General features: G+C 50.5%; 14 protein-coding genes and 1 other annotated feature. Of the genes, 1 reads left to right on the top strand and 13 read right to left on the bottom strand.

Features of this window, described 5'->3' with window-relative positions; genetic code table 11:
• Positions 1 to 97: 97 nt before the first annotated feature.
• From IAG03_RS12090 to yfmF, 12 genes are all read right to left on the bottom strand, one after another.
• Positions 98 to 1,231, bottom strand: coding sequence for a Gfo/Idh/MocA family protein (locus IAG03_RS12090; RefSeq protein WP_249320290.1), 1,134 nt, complete (start codon positions 1,229 to 1,231; stop codon positions 98 to 100).
• A 20-nt stretch (positions 1,232 to 1,251) separates the two neighbouring features.
• The gene (locus tag IAG03_RS12095) at positions 1,252 to 2,112 is read right to left on the bottom strand and encodes a sugar phosphate isomerase/epimerase family protein (protein WP_249320291.1); all 861 of its coding nucleotides are present in this window, start codon (positions 2,110 to 2,112) and stop codon (positions 1,252 to 1,254) included.
• Between the two features lie 96 nt (positions 2,113 to 2,208).
• Complete coding sequence (locus IAG03_RS12100; RefSeq protein WP_249320292.1) at positions 2,209 to 4,905, bottom strand: YfhO family protein; 2,697 nt, start codon at positions 4,903 to 4,905, stop codon at positions 2,209 to 2,211.
• A 343-nt stretch (positions 4,906 to 5,248) separates the two neighbouring features.
• On the bottom strand, positions 5,249 to 6,478 hold the full coding sequence (gene tyrS, locus IAG03_RS12105; RefSeq protein ID WP_249320293.1) for a tyrosine--tRNA ligase: 1,230 nt from the start codon (positions 6,476 to 6,478) through the stop codon (positions 5,249 to 5,251).
• 96 nt (positions 6,479 to 6,574) lie between these two features.
• Positions 6,575 to 6,822, bottom strand: a binding site (T-box leader).
• A 40-nt stretch (positions 6,823 to 6,862) separates the two neighbouring features.
• Positions 6,863 to 8,533, bottom strand: a complete 1,671-nt coding sequence (gene recN / locus IAG03_RS12110) for a DNA repair protein RecN (RefSeq protein ID WP_249320294.1) — start codon at positions 8,531 to 8,533, stop codon at positions 6,863 to 6,865.
• A gap of 14 nt (positions 8,534 to 8,547) precedes the next feature.
• Positions 8,548 to 9,003: an arginine repressor gene (gene argR / locus IAG03_RS12115; protein ID WP_249320295.1), complete on the bottom strand. Its 456-nt coding sequence runs from the start codon at positions 9,001 to 9,003 to the stop codon at positions 8,548 to 8,550.
• A 3-nt stretch (positions 9,004 to 9,006) separates the two neighbouring features.
• Positions 9,007 to 9,864, bottom strand: a complete 858-nt coding sequence (locus IAG03_RS12120) for an NAD(+)/NADH kinase (protein ID WP_249320296.1) — start codon at positions 9,862 to 9,864, stop codon at positions 9,007 to 9,009.
• Complete coding sequence (locus IAG03_RS12125; protein WP_249320297.1) at positions 9,861 to 10,682, bottom strand: TlyA family RNA methyltransferase; 822 nt, start codon at positions 10,680 to 10,682, stop codon at positions 9,861 to 9,863. The genes IAG03_RS12120 and IAG03_RS12125 overlap by 4 nt, the downstream gene beginning before the upstream one ends.
• On the bottom strand, positions 10,675 to 12,567 hold the full coding sequence (gene dxs, locus IAG03_RS12130) for a 1-deoxy-D-xylulose-5-phosphate synthase (protein ID WP_249320298.1): 1,893 nt from the start codon (positions 12,565 to 12,567) through the stop codon (positions 10,675 to 10,677). Before dxs ends, IAG03_RS12125 begins: the two co-directional genes overlap by 8 nt.
• A gap of 114 nt (positions 12,568 to 12,681) precedes the next feature.
• Positions 12,682 to 13,746 carry a prolipoprotein diacylglyceryl transferase gene (lgt, locus tag IAG03_RS12135; RefSeq protein WP_249320299.1) on the bottom strand — a complete coding sequence of 355 codons (1,065 nt, stop codon included), beginning with the start codon at positions 13,744 to 13,746 and terminating at the stop codon, positions 12,682 to 12,684.
• Entirely contained in the window at positions 13,743 to 15,053 is a 1,311-nt protein-coding gene (gene yfmH / locus IAG03_RS12140; protein WP_249320300.1) for an EF-P 5-aminopentanol modification-associated protein YfmH, read from the bottom strand. Before yfmH ends, lgt begins: the two co-directional genes overlap by 4 nt.
• Positions 15,050 to 16,333 carry an EF-P 5-aminopentanol modification-associated protein YfmF gene (gene yfmF / locus IAG03_RS12145; protein WP_249320301.1) on the bottom strand — a complete coding sequence of 428 codons (1,284 nt, stop codon included), beginning with the start codon at positions 16,331 to 16,333 and terminating at the stop codon, positions 15,050 to 15,052. The genes yfmH and yfmF overlap by 4 nt, the downstream gene beginning before the upstream one ends.
• A 505-nt stretch (positions 16,334 to 16,838) precedes the next feature.
• On the opposite strand from yfmF, the gene IAG03_RS12150 reads away from it, so the two are divergent.
• A complete protein-coding gene (locus tag IAG03_RS12150) occupies positions 16,839 to 17,324 on the top strand; it encodes a TspO/MBR family protein (RefSeq protein WP_249320302.1) in 486 nt (161 codons plus the stop codon).
• Here the strand turns inward: IAG03_RS12150 and IAG03_RS12155 are convergent.
• Positions 17,321 to 18,271, bottom strand: a complete 951-nt coding sequence (locus IAG03_RS12155; protein WP_249320303.1) for a DUF4097 family beta strand repeat-containing protein — start codon at positions 18,269 to 18,271, stop codon at positions 17,321 to 17,323. The two genes, IAG03_RS12150 and IAG03_RS12155, sit on opposite strands and share 4 nt — an antisense overlap.
• Position 18,272 lies beyond the last annotated feature (1 nt).

Raw genomic sequence — 18,272 nt, forward strand, 5'->3', positions numbered from 1 at the left:
CCTCTACGCGGTTTGCACATCGCAATACCACAGCTTTGCAATTTCTGAAATGCCAGACCGGCCTCGGGTCTGGCTCTTTTTTATTATGTATGCGCGCTCACGGCACCGCAACCCAGCGCCGCTCCTGTGCGCTCTGATAGATCCGGTCGAGCAAAATCATACTGTGCAGGCCGTCCGCAAAGGTAGCAAACGGGTAATCGCCGCCCGGATTCAAAATGGATGTATAAAACGCCCGGAAGCACTGCTTAAACGCATCGGGATAGCCTTCTGTGTGACCTGCCGGATAAGAAATCATCGACGCGGTGCCAGGCGCTGCCTGTGCAGGATTTTTGGCAACCAGCTGATTCGGCTGATCGGCATTTCCTAAAATTAAATTACAACAGTTCTCAGAGTTCCACTGCGCAGACTGTTTGCTGCCGCTGAGGAGAAGCCGCAATTCATTATCTTTTCCTGCAAACACCTGAGAGACCGCGAGGCTGCCGATCGCGTCGTGATCAAATTCCAAAAGCAGGCAGGCCTGATCTTCCGTCGTCACCGGAACCTGCCGGTACTCTGCCGCCGAATCATTCTTTTCAAACGTTGCAGCCGGCTTCAGCGGCACCCGGCGCACCGGATAGACCGTTTGAAAAATTGCCTGCACCGCCGTGATTTTGTGGAGCGATACAAATTCCGCGAGATCCATCCAGTGTGAGCCGATGTCCCCCACCACGCGGGTCTTGCCGTTTGTATCGTCCAGACGCCAACTGTATGTATCATCGTGCAGCATATAGTCCTGCAGATAACTGCCCTGGACACTCAGCACCTTGCCGAATTCGCCTGCAAGGTTTTTCTGCCGGATGGTATTGGCCATCGGATAAAAGCGGTTATGAAAATTCACCGCATTTTGCAGACCGGTCTTTTTCGCGAGTTCGCAGAGTTCTTCGGCCTCTGAAACGGTCACGGTGAACGGCTTTTCACAGAGCACGTGGACTCCGTGCTCCAACGCAAATTTTGCGATGGCATAGTGCGTACCGTTCGGTGTACAAATGTGAATGGCATCGATTCCCCCATGCAGAATCATCTCCTGATAAGAATCATACCATTGGGAAATTCCGAGCGCTTTTGCCCGTTTTTCCGCACCGGAACCGGATGCAATCGCTGCAACCTCGACGGTACCAAGACGGCGAAGCGCCTCAACATGCGCGTAGCCCATAAAACCCATTCCAACGACGCCGGCTTTTAAGCGTTCCATGTTTTTTCCGCCTTTCGAAACTAATAGTCAATGTGGTTTTCCTGTGCAAGCTGTTTTAAGCGGGCAAGTCCGCGCTGATATTCGTCTTCCTTTTCCAGATGTTCGAGCATCAGCGGCACGGCCTGCGGCAGCGCATCGCAGGCTTTCAGCAAAGCTGTCAAATCCGCAACCCCTTCGCCGGGCACTGCTTCCAGAATCCGGGTTGACAGAGCCGGTGTTTCCAATCGGACATCTTTTACGTGGACAGAGAGAATCCGATCCGCAAAAAGTTCGATGCAGCGCCGGATAATATCCGCGCCGGCAAAGACTTCCCGCGGAGAAACCATCAGATTGGTATAATCGACATGCGCGCCAAAGTGTTCCCGATCTACCATGCGAATCAGCTGCGCATACGCTTCCGGAGAATCCAGACCGCAGTACATAAACATTTCATACGTAAACGCCGTATGCTTCGGTTGCACAGCGTCAATAAAGTCCCGCGCCATTTGGGCGGCCTCTTCCAGATACTGCGGCGCAAAATTTCCGGCGCTGTGATGATACCATCCGGTTCCTTCACAGTAAAATCCAATCGTATTGACCACACACAGTGCGCCGAGTTCTTCTGCCATCTGGTACGTTTGCAGCATTTCCTGCCGGTTTTTCTTGCGAATTTCCGGACGGGTATCCAGCAAATTCTCCCAATATCCAGCCTCTGCAACAATCAGACCTTCCCGTTCAAAAACCGTCCTGGCCTTTCGAATTTCATCCGATTTTGCTTCGCGCAGATAGGACGGTGCATAAATGGCGCGATATCCCATTTTTTTCGCAAGATATGCATACCGCTCCGGATCTCTCCCCAGGGCCTCCTGTTCCGGAAAAACAGGCCCTCCAAAACAAATCATTTTGCCGCCTCCCCTTTTTTCACGGTCTTGTTTTAAAGGTATCATACTCTTTACCAAAAAACAAGAACCATTCTTTACGAATTTATATCAATATTTTCACGTTTTGAGCGCAGCAATGATTCGCACCAGAAGTGGGAAAAAGTAGATTAGAAACAACGCAATTGCAAAAGCAGCCGTCACCACATATGAAACAATCTGTTTCAGCTTTTGTTCGCAGGCGCTTACCATTGGTTTCTGCCTTTTCAGCCAAATCAGGATAAGAATTCCCATCACAGAAATCGCCGCACCGGCAATCAGCCCCGGCGGGATATAGGAAACGGAAATCGTATTCTCGCCTTGTGCAAGGGGAATTGCCAGATAGCCGTCAAATACGCAGCAGATTTCGACCGGTTCGCCATTGACGTGTGCGGAATATCCGGTTCCGTACGGAATCGGTAAAAAGAGATACTGTCCCGCTCTTTCAGCGGTCGCAGTGCCGCTGAGCGTATTGCCTTTCTGCGTAAGCGCCGGACAGGAAACCGTGCGGAAATAAGTCTCCATTGTTTCGTGTTTCAAGCCATACACGCCGAAGGAACGCGCATTGATATCCTTCAGCAGTTCAATTTCCACCAAAACCGATTCATCGGTAAATGTTCCGAGTTCCAGAATGCCGTTGTTTTTTTGCGTGGGGTATTCCGTCTCAATCGGGTCCCCGTTCACGTAAACATTGCAACCGCCATTGATGACCTCGCGCAGACGGACCGAAATTTCATTAAAGCAGTCAAAATACAGTGTTTGCGTTCCTTTGACGTCAATCTGATAATATAAAATGCCCGTCAGCAGCTCATCCGTTCGGCGATAGGAATAAACGGTATCGTAGCTCATCGTCAGATTGGCCATGGTTTCCGGTTCATAGGTTTCAAAAAGCGTTTCGTTCGTTTGAAAAAGCCGCTGAAAGATCCCGTTCTGCTCCGGAATCCGCTCTGTTTCAGCAAGTGGAAATCCATTTTCCGCCTGAAGCGCTTCGAATCCATCGACAACCATTCCGACAGAAAATGCATCCGGATTTTTGCGGATTACAAACCGGTCGTTTGTGTAAACCGGATCATCCCCGTCCGAAAGCGTCCCGATTCTGTCAATGGTATAGCGCTGTCCGAGAATCGCATCCGAAAATTCTGTCCCGCCAACAGGACTGACTTCCATCCAATAGGAAGAATAACCGAGCTTTTTCATGGTGCTGATGGTGTCGGCATCCGTAAAAGAGGTGTAATGTCCGAGCGAACCGTACCCCAAAGCGCCGATGAGATTGATGTCGAAATATTTCTTTTGCAGTTTTACCCGGTAAAGGCTGTCCTCCTCAATTTTTCCGGAAAGATCAAAGACCTCACGATTAAAGGTGATATCATTCCCGGCATAACCGAGAAAAATCGAGCCGCAGAACATGGATTCGCATACCGTAACCGCGCATAAAAACACGGTAAACATGCGGCGCGTCAGCATCCGGAAACGATAAAGCAGCATCAAAAGCAAATATAAAATCAGCGCAACAAATCCAAATTGCAGAAAGGCCTTAAGAAACGACTGATTCAGCCATAACCGCCGCATATAGACGGTCAGCGCCTCGCGTTCCCCTACAAGCAGCACTGTGCCGAGCCCTGCAAGGGCAAAAAGAATCAGCCCTAAGCACGGCAAAAAAACGGATCGCACTCTTTTTCCGAGCGAATCCGGCAAATGCTTCTCTGCATTCCACCGGTCAAGACGGGAAAGTGCTTCTGCTGCAAGAATTAGTCCGCATAGGACGGTAACAAACCCGTAACGCGACGGAAAGGCCTGGTAGCTGCCGGTGTGCCACATTTTGTTGATAGGCTCGATGCCAAGCGGCAGGAGCATCATGAAAAAGAGCAGAAGCGGCACCGTCGGGATCTGTTCCGTTTTGCGCGGAAAGAAAAACAGCATCGGAATGGCGGCAAACATCAGCATATTGCAGAGGACTGTCGTAAGCGTTGTCTCCCAGCGCGCCCAGATTCCGCCGGTAAGCAAGCTGGTCAGCAAGCCGGTTGCCCGCGCGGAAGCAGCATATTGTGCCATCAGCGGCATCCACACCACGGCAGTAACGAGAAACGCCGCCAGAATCGCAGCGGAAAAGCGAAACAAGAACACGCTGCGCGCATCCTTCGGCATACAAATGTACGCATACAAAACCGAAGCAAACAATACAAAAAGCAGCACCATATAGGTCAGATAAAACTGAATGACAATTGCTGCGCAAAACGAGAAGAAAAACAGCCAGATTTTTCCGGTTTTCGCAAGCTGAATCAGCCCAAGCAGCACCAGCGGAAACACATACAGCATATCCAGCCACACGAGATTCTGAAAATAAAGCATCGTATAACCGGAAAACGCATACATAACCGAGAGCGCCGTAGACTGCGCGGTACCAAGCACAGGATAAACCGACCGAAACAGGCATCCGGCCGTCAACGCCGCGACCGCCATTTTCAGCAGCACCAGAATATTGACGAGCATGTAAATTTCTTCCGCAGGCACAAACGCCACCAGAAACGTAAACGGGCTGGAAAGGAAGAAGAAAAATGGACCGAAAAAATTCATGCCGCCTGCATTTTGAAAATTGAAAAAGAAGTCCGCTTCCCCGGAGAGAATTTGCTTAAATTCAATGAGCAGCGGAATGACCTGTTGTTTCATATCACACCAGGCAATGGTCAAATTGGAAAATGGAAACAAAGAAAACGCCGCATAAATCACAAGGCCAATCGCCAGTGTGCATACTGGCGGCCAATACCATCCTTTTTTCATTTCAGCGCCTCCTTTCCGCTCTTTCCGTTTTCAAAATGCAAGAATGTAAAATTTGTAAGTGGGAAAAACAACGGACAAGCAGAAGGCCTAAAGGCTTTCCGCCTGTCCGCATTTTTATCTTGTACCGATTTTGGTAAAATTATAAACAAAACAACAGCCGATTTTCGGGTTTATCCATGGGGCCTTCTCAGATTCCCGCGGCATTCATTTTTCAGCTTGTCTATTCTGTCAGCTGGTTTCCCCTTTTACAGAACAGCAGACTCGCGTTTTCTATCCGATATGGTCCCTGATTCGGGTATCAAAGAAATCCGATAAAAATCCTTTCAGGCTGTTTTTAGTTTCCTTAATCCGAAAGCAGCGCTTTGTGGAACACTTTTTTGCCCTTTCGGAGCATGACGTGTCCTTTTTCAAACGCAGAAAGCGGAACGCTTCCCATCGAATCAGTCATTTTTTGATCGTCGACAGAAACACCGCCCTGGACAATCAGACGTTTTCCTTCGCCTTTGGAAGCGGCTAAGCCGGTTTTCATCAGCAAATCCGTCAATGCAATGGCGCCGTCCGTGAAGTCTGAAGCTGTCAGCGTTGTGGAAGGCATATCCGCGCTGTCTTTTCCGCCGCCAAACAACGCACGCGCTGCGCGCTGCGCTTTTACTGCTTCTTCTTCCCCGTGAATCAGCTTCGTTACCTCAAACGCCAAACGCTCCTTGGCAACATTCAATTCGCTGCCCGACAGCTTTGCATATTCCCGGATTTCCGAAATCGGCACAAAGGTCAGGATATTCAGGCAGCGAATGACATCCGCATCCTCAACATTCCGCCAGTACTGGTAAAATTCGAAAGGCGAAGTCTTTTCCGGATCCAGCCACACTGCGCCCTTTTCGGTTTTGCCCATTTTTTTGCCTTCACTGGTGGTCAGAAGCGTAAACGTCATGCCGTACACTTCCTTACGCGCCGACCGTCTGACCAGCTCCACGCCGCCGATGATATTGCTCCACTGATCGTCTCCGCCAAGCTCCATCACGCAGTTATAGCGCCGGTTCAGTTCCAGGAAATCATAGCTCTGCATCAGCATATAATTCAGCTCAAAAAACGTCAGGCCGCGTTCCATACGCTGTTTATAGCATTCGGCAGCAAGCATCCGGTTGACCGAGAAATGCACGCCAACCTCGCGCAGGAAGTTGACATAATTCAAATCAAGCAGCCAATCTCCGTTATTCGCCATGATCGCTTTCCCCTCTGAAAAGTCAATCAGGCGGGACATCTGCTTTTGAAAGCAAGCAATGTTGTGCGCAATTTCTTCTTTTGTAAGCATCTTGCGCATATCACTCTTTCCGGAAGGGTCGCCGATCATGCCGGTTCCGCCGCCAAACAACGCAATCGGAATATGTCCGGCACGCTGCATATGCGCCATCACCATCACCTGCACAAAATGTCCGACATGCAGGCTGTCTGCGGTCGGGTCAAATCCGATGTAGAATACCGCACCCGTTCCGTTAATCAGCTCGCGTACCTTTTCTTCGTTGGTCATCTGTGCAATAAAGCCACGTTCTTTGAGTTCTTCAAATAATCCCATTTTGAAGCTCCTTTTCTAAAATTTTCTGTTTTTCAGCATTGGAACCCCGGGCCGATCCGGACGCAAAACAGAAAAAACGCCCTCTGCCCAAAATGAGCAGAGGGCGGAAAAATTCCGCGGTACCACCTCAGTTTACCGGCAGCTCACACTGCGCGGCCTTCGCGGGTATCTAACAATACCCTAGCGCGATAACGTGCGCTTTTCCGGCACAGCCTACTGCCCTTCGGGTTCAGCCGTGCAGCTCCGGAATGTACTTCCCAAATGGACGCCCTACCGGCTTTCACCAACCGCCGGTTCTCTGAAATGACAATTTCCAGTGGTACTCTTTCCATCGCAGCCGATAGGTACATTCTATCCAATTCGGCTGCACTTGTCAAGCAAAATTCAAAGCTTTTTTCCGCGCTGGATCATCTCCGCGGCATTTTTGAGCATTAGCGGGGTAATCTCGGACCCGCCCATAATCCGCGCAAGTTCCTGCGTCCGTTCTTCAAAAGAAAGCGGCGTTACATGCGTAAACGTTTTGCCGTCATGGACTTCTTTCTGTATCCGAAAATGCGCATCCGCCATTGCTGCAATCTGTGCCAAGTGCGTCACACAGAGCACCTGTGCGCTTCGGGCGGTCTCTTTAAGCTTTTGCCCCACCTTCTGCGCCGCACTGCCGCTGATTCCGGTATCCACTTCGTCAAAAATCATCGTATCCGTACTGCCTTTTCCTGAAAGAACCGTCTTGATTGCCAGCATAATTCTGGAAAGTTCGCCGCCGGAGGCAATTTTGGAAATCGGTTTCGGCGTTTCCCCCGGATTTACGGAAATCAGGAAATGAATTTCATCGCAGCCCGACGCATTGAGCGGACAGCGCGTCCTTTGCGCCTGAAAAACGACTCCCGGCATATCCAAAAAACGCAGCTCCTCCATCACGCGTGTTTCAAACTCCGCAGCTGTTGTCCGGCGTTTGGCAGAAAGCGCTTTCGCAAGTGCAACCGCCTGTTCCTTGGCCTGTTCGAATTCCGCAGTCAGGCGTTCGCGGTTCTCGTCGGAAAGTACGATAGATTCCCGCTCTTTTTGGGCGGTCTCCAAAAAAGCCAGCATCTCTTCTTCGCTCGCACCGTATTTCAGTCCAAGGCGGTACAAAACGTCCAGACGTTCTTCAATTTCATCGAGTTCCTGTTCGTTAAACTCCATTCGGGAAGCCTGCTGCCGAATTTCCGCGGCACAGTCTTCCAGTAAGTATTCTGCTTCCCGCAGTTTTTCCGCAACCGGTGCAAGTTCCGGACAGACGCGCTCCGTCTGCTCCAGCGCCGCTGCCGTGTCAGAAACAGCGGACAATGCGCCGCCCTCTTCGGTGCCGTCCATCGCAGCAATCGCAAATGCCAGCGCTTTTGCAATTTGCTCTCCGTTTTGAATCCTTGCTTTCCGGGCGATCAGCTCCTCTTTTTCACCAAGCCGAAGGTTCGCAGCTTCCAGCTCATTGATCTGATATGTCAAAATGTCCATCCTGCGGGCTTTTTGGGATTCATCGAGATCGGTATCATCGAGTTCTTTCCCGATCCGTTTGAGTGTCTCATACGCCTTGCGGTATTCCGCCTTCAGATCCTTGTATCCGCCGACTGCATCAATATAGTTCATATGCGTTTCCGGCGAAAGCAGATCATAACTTTCGTGCTGGCCCTGAATCGAAATTAAAAACGGAGCTAGTGTCCGAAAAATGGATACAGAGGCCGGACGGCCGTTAATCCGGCAGGTGGTCTTTCCTTCCGGGCGGATCTCCCGCTGCAGCAGCAGCGTGCCGTCCTCTTCCGGAGAATAGCCGAGACTCGCAAGCGTTTCTGTCGCCGCCTCGCCAATCCCTGAAAACATGGCGCTGACAAATGCAGCGCGCGCACCGGTTCGCACCAGGTCACGCGAGGTGCGGCCGCCCATAATGGCGTTAATAGAGTCGATTACAATGGATTTTCCTGCGCCGGTTTCGCCGGTCAGGACATTAAAACCAGGTTGAAACGGGATTTCAGCCTTCTCAATCACCGCAATATTTTCGATAAAGAGATCACGCAGCAAGCCAAACGCCACCTTTACCTTTTAATTACGAGTTTTTTTAGTTCCTGCACAACTTCCTGCGCCGCCGCATTGCTGGCGCAGGCCACAAAAATCGTATCTTCGCCGGCAAGTGTCCCGACAATTCCCTTCCATTCCAGCGGATCCATCGAGGCGCACACCGCCTGCGCCATTCCGGTCATCGTTTTAATCACAACGAGATTGCACGCCTCCATCACGGAGAGGACAGAATCGGCAAAAAGGGAATAAAACTTTGCAGAAATATCGTGAGACAGAGGTTTTCCGGTTGCGTATTTATACCTTCCCGTGCTGGAAAGCGTTTTAACAAGACGCAATTCCTTGATATCGCGGGAAATAGTTGCCTGTGTTACATCAAATCCGGCTTCAGACAGCCGTTTGAGCAATTCATCCTGAGTGTCGATATCGTATGCGCTAATCAGTTCTAGAATTTTTTCATGCCGCCGTGTTTTCATGGTTTATCCCCGCCTCCCTGCAAGCTTTTCTGTAACCACCTCGTAAAAATCGCGCTTTTTCAGTTGGATCAGCCCGACGGATAAGGAGGAACGCCGCACCGTCATCATTTCCCCGGGCTGAATCTGGAGGGAATTCTCTCCGTCCACCGTCAGGAAAATTTCGCTGTCCGTATTCGGTCTTGCGTGTACGCTGAGTTTAGCATCCGGGTTAAAGACCACTGTCCGTGTAAAAAGCGCATGCGGGCAGATTGGCGTTAAAATGATGCACTCCATCGACGGATCAATCACCGGTCCGCCTGCCGCAAGAGAATAGGCGGTCGACCCGGTCGGTGTTGAAAAGATCAGTCCATCCGCGCGATAGCTGCAAATGTTATTGCCGTTAAAAGACACGCTGAAATCCAAAATTCGAGAAAGCGCACCGCGCGCGATGACAATATCATTGAGCGCACGATAAAAAACCGGTTTTCCGTCCCGGAACAGAGAAATATTGAGCATCATCCGGTTTTCAATCTGGTAATTTCCCTGGACAAGGTCGCGCAGACGGTCAAGTTCATCGACTTCAAGTCCTGCAACATAGCCGACCCTGCCGACATTGATGCCCAAAACCGGTTTGCCTTTTTCCGCAGCCTGCCGTGCAGTGTGGATAATGGTCCCGTCACCGCCAACCGGAATCACAACGTCGCAATCGATCAGCAAATCTTCCAGATCATTATAAAACAGGATATCGGCGCCCGCAAAATAGGGCTTCATTGCGGCATGCATCATCACCCGCGCGCCGAGCTGCGTCAGCCGGTTTGCGATAATTGTCGTGCGCATTTTCGCATCGCGTTTGGTCAAATTGGGAAAAATAGCCGCCTTCAATTGCTGTCACTCCTATCGAGCGTCAAATGGGATTGCGCCACCGTATCTGCAATCGCCTGCTCCGAAACCGCAGAAGGCAGCGCATTCTTCTGAACGAACAGTAAATATTCAATATTGCCTTTCGGACCCTTTACCGGCGAAAATGAAAGTCCTTGCGGTGAAAGTCCGCAGGAAGGCGCAAAATCACAGACTTTGCGGATCACTTCTTCATGCACCTTACGGTCGCGCACGACGCCGTTCTTTCCGACATGCTCTCTGCCCGCCTCAAACTGTGGTTTGATCAGACAGACGCCTTCCCCACCATCCATGAGAAATGCGGATGCAACAGGCAGCACCAATTTTAAAGAAATAAAGGAAACATCCACGCTGAAAAACGCGAGTTTTTCCGGAACCTGCTCTTCTGTGAGGTAGCGGACGTTTGTGCGCTCAAGATTGACAACACGCGGATCCGTGCGCAGCTTCCAGGCCAGCTGACCGTAGCCGACATCAACCGCGTAGACGCGTTCGGCGCCATTTTGCAGCATGCAGTCTGTAAAGCCGCCAGTCGAAGCCCCGATATCCATACAAACCTTTTCGCAAAGGGAAATTGGAAAAATCTGCATCGCCTTTTCCAGTTTCAGTCCGCCGCGACTGACGTAAGGCAGCGTTTCTCCGCGCACCTCTATCACAGCGCCTTCCCGGATCATGGCACCGGGCTTATCTGATTTCTGATGGTCGACATAGACGCTGCCGGCCATAATCAGCGCCCGCGCCTTTTCTCTGCTCTCTGTTAGGCCGAGCTCAAATACGAGCGCGTCCAGTCTTTTTTTCTCAGCCAATTTTTTGTTTCTCCGTCCGATTTTGTATTTGCAGGATTTCCTGCTGAATCGCTGATTCCATGCCTGCCTCGTCAAGGCCCAACGCGTGGAGCGTTTCTGAAACAGAAGCATGTTTTACAAACGTATTGTCAATTGCATATAGGTGAAATTTCCCGGGAAATCCACAACTCAGCAGCTGATCCGCAAACGCTTCGCCGACACCGCCCTGGCGGATGCCCTCCTCAAAGAAGAAGATCTCTTCCGCGCTGGACGCCGTCTTGGCTGCCGCCGGATCCAGCGGCCGAATCCGATTGAGCTTCAAAACAGCAATCTCAATCCCGTTTTCCCGCAGCGCCTTTTGTGCAAGACACGCGGCGGAGAAAAGCCGGCCGTATGTGACAAGCATCCTTTTCGAAGTTTGCGAGCCATAGACCTGATAAGGCTCGCGTGAAAGTGTAAAATCAGCCGGACGGTACCCCTCTCCGCCACGCGGATATCGAACCGCCGATACACCTTTACACTGGTAAATCGAGTTTTGCAGCGCCAAACGCAGTTCATCAAAATACGCCGGCGAATAGACAGTCGCGCCGGGCACTGTATTGAGGAATGCCGCGTCGAAGACACCCTGATGGGTCTCGCCGTCATCTCCGACCACACCAGCGCGGTCAATTGCCAGCGTCAGGTCGACATGCTGCAGCGCGGCGTCATGCAGAATCTGGTCGTAACTGCGCTGCAAAAATGTGGAATAGACTGCAAAAACCGGATGCATATTTCCGGCGGCCAACGCGCCGGAAAACGTCAGCGCATGCTCCTCTGCAATTCCGGTATCAAAAAAGCGCTTTGGGTATTTCCGGGCAAACTCTGTCAGACCGGTTCCCGCCTTCATTGCGGCTGTAACCGCACAAATTCGATCGTCTCCGCCGGCGATCTCGCAAAGCGTAGCGTCAAATACGCTGGAGAAGGAAGGAGTTGCTTTCTGCATTTTTCCCGTATTGAGATCAAATCCGGAGAGTCCATGAAACAATCCTGGGTCATCTTCCGCGTAAGGGTAACCTTTCCCCTTGGATGTCAACACATGCAAAAGAACCGGTTTGTTGATTTTTTTGGCATTTTCAAGAACTTCGGTAAGTTCCCGGACATCGTGCCCGTCAAAAGGCCCATAATAGGTAAAGCCCAGATTTTCAAAAAAATTACTGCCGTAGATGATATGCTTGACCAGGTTTTTCATTCGGGTCATCCCGTGGTGCAGCGGCTTCCCGAGTTTTGGAATATGGTCGAGGATTGTTTCGACATTTCCCTTGGCACGCAAATATCCCGGTGTTGTCCGGATATGCGCCAGATAGCGCGAGATGGACCCCACGTTTCGGGAGATCGACATCTCGTTATCATTCAAAATGACAATAAAGTTCCGGTGCAGCCGCCCTGCATTGTTCAGCCCCTCATAGGCAAGCCCGCCTGTCAGCGCGCCGTCCCCGATCACGGCAACAACATGCCCTTCTTCCTTTCGAAGCGCCTTTGCCGTCGCAAATCCGAGCGCTGCCGAAATAGATGTGCTGGCATGTCCGACTGAAAATGCATCGCACACACTTTCTTCCCGGTTTGGAAACCCGGAAAGCCCGTCCTTTTTCCGAATCGTTCCAAACTGTTCCCGACGGCCGGTCAAGAGTTTATGCGTATATGCCTGGTGGCCGACGTCCCAGATAATCACATCCTGCGGCACATCAAACGTCCGGTGCAGCGCAACGGTGAGTTCCACTGCCCCCAAATTGGAGGCTAAGTGCCCGCCGTTTTCTGATACCGTCTGTAAGATCTGCCGGCGAATCTCCGCGCAAAGATCTGGAAGTTCCGATACGGGAATTTTTTTCAGATCTTCTGGCGCGTTGATGCTTTCTAAAAGCTGACCCAATCCAATTCCATCCCTTGTTTTGTTTTTCGTTCCAGAAAAACACGGATTTTAATCCGGAAGATGGCCTTGACCGCAGACCACCCATCCGCAGCCAAAGCCTTTTTCTATGCCAATTTATTCTCCGGTTTCTTCTTCGGTTTTTTCGTCGTCCGTCTGCTCTTCTTCTGCAGGTTTCGGTTCGGCGTCTTCTGACGCTTCCTGCGTTTCCGGAGCAGACGCTGAATCGTCTGCATGGTCAGCTTCCGCTGCTTCTTCATAACCGAGATCGCCAAAAATGGTTCCGAATTCCGGTTCGATATCCGGTTCATTGATTTCATCTTCCGGAATTTCGTCTGAAATCCGGTTCAGTTCCATAACCGCCGCATTGCCGCAGCCGAGCAAGGATGTCCGCTTCCGGAAAACAATCAAAAGCACGATACTCGCCAGTACTGTCACAGCGGCCACGAGCTGCGAAACCCGAATATTCGCAAACGCAATCAGGCTGTCCGTGCGCATGCCTTCAATAAAGAAACGGCCAACGCCATACCAGATCAGATAGAGCAGAAACGTCTGTCCGTCATAGCGGCGCAATTTGCGGGTAAAGAAGTGCAGCAGCAAAAAGCCCAGCAGGCACCAAACGGACTCATAGAAAAAGCAGGGGTGCGCCGCACCTCCAACAACTGCTTCTGTATTTTCACTGTACATTCTCCAGGGAACCGTTGTTTTGGTGCCGAAGGCTTCCTGATTGACAAAATTTCCCCAGCGTCCAATTCCCTGACCGATCAAAAATCCGAGAGACGCGACATCCAGCACTGCGAAAATTTTCAGCTTGCGGATTTTCGCCATCACCGCGCCGCCGAGCAATCCGCCGATAATTCCGCCGTAAATCGCAAGTCCGCCATTCCAGATATACAGAATGCTTTTCGGATCTTTTATGTACATGTCGCCGGGATAAAATGCGACATAGTAAAGACGTGCGCCGACAACACCGACGAGAATGCCGACGATAACCACATCGAGCAAACGATCCTGGTTGATATTCATTTTTTTACAGCTGGATAATGCATAAAGAAACGCGAGCAAAAATCCGACCGCAATGATGACCCCATACCATTTGATGGTAAAATCTCCGATATGAAAGGCGTCAGTATTTACGGTCGTATCGATTCCGAGCCCCGGAAATTGCACATGATACGTCATAACTGTTCCTCCTGATTTTTTTCACCTTCCGCAAACGGACGGATCACGGAAAGTGTTGCATACTTTTTCTGAATACTTTTTGCCAGGCGCGCTGTGACGTCTTCCAGCGTTACAGCGGCAATGGCGTCGAGATACCGGAACAGCTCTCTTCCGGCAAAGGTGAGGGAAACAATCGAATTTGCGAGGTTTTCCGCGCTGTTTAGCGACGCAATATTTCTGCCGTAAACCGCTTTTTTCGCGCGCGCAAACGACTCTTTCGGGATCCCGGATGCTCTCAACCGGTCTGCCTCCGCGAAAATCTCCCGTGCGACGGCGTCCGGATCGTTTGATTCTCCTGAAAAAATGACCGCTGCAAATCCAGAACCCTCGAAATATTCGGTCCCAAAAGACGATTCATTCACAAGCCCATGATCCAGCAGCCTGCGGAACAGCGGTGAAGCATCCGAAGCGAAAAGCTCCAATAAAATCTGGGTTGCTGCAATTACCTTTTCAGAAGCGCGCGCCTTTCCGGCCTCTTCTTTAAATCCAAGTTCAAAGAGCGGAACCGCCACCGAAAGCGCCTGCTCCACGCGGTGTTTTTGCACCGTACGGGGTTCTTCCTCAAAAATCCGGGAAACAGAAACCGGCTCTGAAGGCTTGAGCATCTTGTCTGCCAGTGCAAAGACCTTTTCCGGGTCAATATTTCCGGCAACACAAAGCGTCATATTGTGCAGATTATAGAACGTATGATAACAGTCGTAAAGATACGCCGGCGTAATTTCGGCAATACTCTCAACCGTACCGGCAATGTCCGTGCGAACCGGATGTTTTTCGTACATGCCGCAAAGCATATTGAACATCACGCGCCACTGCGGATCGTCGTCATACATCCGGATTTCCTGTCCGATAATTCCCTGCTCTTTCTGTACGGTCTGTTCTGTAAAGTAAGGAGACTGTACAAAGTCAAGCAGGATTTCCAGCGATTCATAGACATGCTCCGTGCAGGAAAAGAGATAACACGTCATGTCAAAGGACGTATAGGCATTGGCAGAAGCGCCGGTTTTGGCATAACGCAGAAAAGCGTCGCCGTCTTCGCTTTCAAACAGCTTATGCTCGAGAAAATGCGCAATTCCGGCCGGTGTTTCTTCCGGTGTGTCTGCATCCGAACGCTGAAAGCGCGTATCGATGGATCCATAACGCGTTCCGAAAATCGCATAGGTGCTGTGGCTGTCCTTTTTGGGATAGACCTGAATCAGCAGCCCGGAAGGATGCTGGAGCCGATAATAGCGGTCGCCGGCACGTTTGCTTTCGATGATCTCTGCTGTCATTGTGCGGCACCTCCTGTCAGAATATAAACAGTATCCAGCGCTGTTCGCTTGGCTGCCGCGATGATTTCCTCACGTGTGACCGCAGAAATACGTGCTGCAGTTTCCTCGGGCGTGCGGATTTGATCCTGGAACGTACGCACGAGATACCAGCCTTCCAGCCCGCTGATATAGTCGCCGACTGTACGGTAAGAATTGCACAAACTCATCTTTGCGGCATCGATTTCTTCATCTGTAAAATCTCCGCTGCGAATGCTCGCAAGCTGGGCAAGAATTTCTTCTCGTGCCCGGCTGATATTTTGTGTCTCTACCCCACTGTCAACCATCATAATTCCCTTGTTGCCGTCTGCGCCAGCTGCACAGTAATAGCAGAGACTGAGTTTTTCCCGTACATTTAAAAAGAGCTTTGAGTGCGCAGTACCGCCTAAAATGGCAACCATCAGCCGGATGGAGGAAAAAGCATCCTCTTCGGCAGCAGAAGCGCCTAGACGGAAGCCCATCACCAGCTTGGACTGTGCAACCGCCATCTGCTCGGTCTCTTCTTTGACTTCCGACACGGTTTTTACCACCTGCATCGGGTGCACGTCCCGCGGGGTTCTCTTGCAATTGGCAACCGCTGTTTCAAAAACCGGTCGGATTTCTTCCGGATTGCAGTCGCCAATCGCCAGAATTTCGATCCGTGCGGTTTGAATCGCGGTTTCCCATGTTTTTTTGAGCTCCTCACGCGTAAGCGCCTCCACAGCTTCGCGGGAACCGTAACGCGGAATGCCATAAGGTTCCTGTGCGCACATGATCTGGGTGCAGCGCTGTTTGGCATACATCCGTTTGTCGCTGAATTCCGAGTCGATCATCTCCAGCGTCTGCCGTTTTTCAAGCTGAAATCCGTCCTCCGGAAATTGTCCGTCCGCATCAAAAAGCGGATCAAACCACACGCTGCACAAAAGCTTTGCGAGCTCTGCGGAAATGTGTTCGCCGTTCAGGGCATACCGGTCGGAAATCCCCGAAGCAGAAATAGACAGCACCTGCATGTCCCCGACCTTCTGAACGTCGGCATGCAGTGCCGCGCCGTACAGATCCGCGAGATGCTCCCCGAGCTTTGTATAATCCGGATACTCCCGGGAGGTTCTGCTCAGAAGGAACGGAAGCAGCGCATTGGCTGCAGCCGTTTCCCAGCACAGCGGCAAAAAGAGATGCATCGAAATCCGCATTGTTTTAAATTTGCAATCCGGAATACTGCGGAATGCCACACCATCCCCAATGGTGCGGTATGCAATGTTCGTCATAAAAAACGATTCACTTCCCTTGTTACGTTCTATTCAATCGATCATAAAAGAAAATCGAAAAAATGCAGTCACGCAAATGATTTCGCTAAAATACGTTCTTTCTGCCCCAAAGAATCTCGGTGCCGGTGCGCCGTCCGCTATGCGCAAGCATGACGTTTTGAGGTTATTATGCCCCGGCAAAATGTTCTCAAACAGCAAAGCAAATGCTTTGCATGTACGGCAACGCCGTCCACCATGCGCAGCATGGGTTTGAGGTTATTATAACACATTCCCCCGCAATAGAAAAGAATTTTTATTCTGCATTTTTTACAGAAACCGTGTGTTTATGCATCAAAGCCCTGAGATTTCTAAAATATTCTCGATTTGAAAAGGTGTTCGATCTCAAAATCACACTGATTTTACCTTGGCATACACAATTTATTTTCAGAATAAATATATAGATAGCCTGCCGCGGAATCCATCACCGGGCAGGCTATCTGTATTTTGATTTTAGGAGGAACCGATTATGCAGTCCCATTCAATTCGGATTCAGCTAAAAACACTGCTTCTCTGTCTCGTGATTCCATTGGCAGCCGGTGGGCTTTCCGCTTATTTTGTCCGAAACGATTTTCGTCTCTACGAAATATTGGAGCGTCCAGCGTTTGCGCCGCCTGCTGTGGTTTTTCCGATCGTCTGGACGATCCTGTATCTGCTGATGGGCGTTGCTTCGTATCTGATTTTCACTGCAGACTGTCCGGAACGCACACGCGCAAACGCAATTTACCTATACTGTTTGCAGCTCGGAATCAATGTCCTGTGGCCGCTTCTCTTTTTCAAGCTCGGCGCGCTTGAATTTGCGTTCATCTGGATCATTTTACTGGCAACTGCAGTCACATTGACCGTAATTTTCTTCTTCCGCTGCAGCAAACCTGCCGGCATTTTACTGCTGCCTTATTGGTTATGGACGCTGTTTGCCCTGGTTCTCAGTGCAGAAATTCTAAAACAAAATTAGCCAATCCGCTTAATCTGCATATCGCCGCTGACGGTTTCCATCCGAAATTCTGCTTCTCCATTTTTATAGAGGCAAGAATGTTTGCTGTTTTGCGTCGAGAACTCACAGAAAAAGTCACCGCTGACCGATTCAAATCCCGTCGTAAAACCGTCATTTTCCGGAATCAGCAGCGTGAGATTTCCGCTGACAGAATCCATTTCTACAGCCTCCGGACAGATTTTGCTGCTGATTTCCATATCGCCGGATACCGCTTCTGCAGAAATCTTTGAAAAATCACCGTCAAGGGAGATTTCCCCGCTAACCGCATCGACGGTAAGTTCCTGGGCGGTCAGATCATTTGCCGTTATATTGCCGCTGGTTGTCTCCAGTTCAGCTGTATCACAGACCGCGTGCGTCAGGGAAAGGTCGCCGGAAGTCGTGTTGATCCGCAGGTCTTGTGCCGCGAGATCGTTTGCGGTCATGCTGGCTGATATGGTTTCCAGTTTCAATTCCTGCAAAGCCGAAGCTTTTGTCATAGAGGCCGGAATTTCAAGCGTCAGAGTTTTCTGTTTATACGCTTCCCCGATTCCGAAAAATGAAAAAGGCTTTCTGTGCTGTATAAACAGTTTTCCGTCGCGGATAAGATACCGCATTTCCTCGTCTTCCGAAAGCTTGGAGTCCGCTGTTTCCGAAAACCGGATCCGGTCTCCGTCATAAGTCGAAATCAAAACTTCTCCAGCGCCCCAATGTACTTCGATTTTTTCGACAAGATCCGGCTGGACACTGCCGCCGCCGCGTGTGTAGCTTTCGCTGTCCGGATAATCGAGTTCACTCTGCAGACCGCCGGTATGAATGATAAACTTGCTTGGGATCCAGCCCGGCTTTAAAATTCCGACACATAAAATCCCGACCAGAAGCACCGCTAAAAATGCATAGATCACAATTCGAATGATTGCTGATGTTTTCATA

Source organism: Yeguia hominis (assembly GCF_014384705.1).
Taxonomy (GTDB): Bacteria; Bacillota; Clostridia; order Oscillospirales; family Acutalibacteraceae; genus Yeguia; species Yeguia hominis.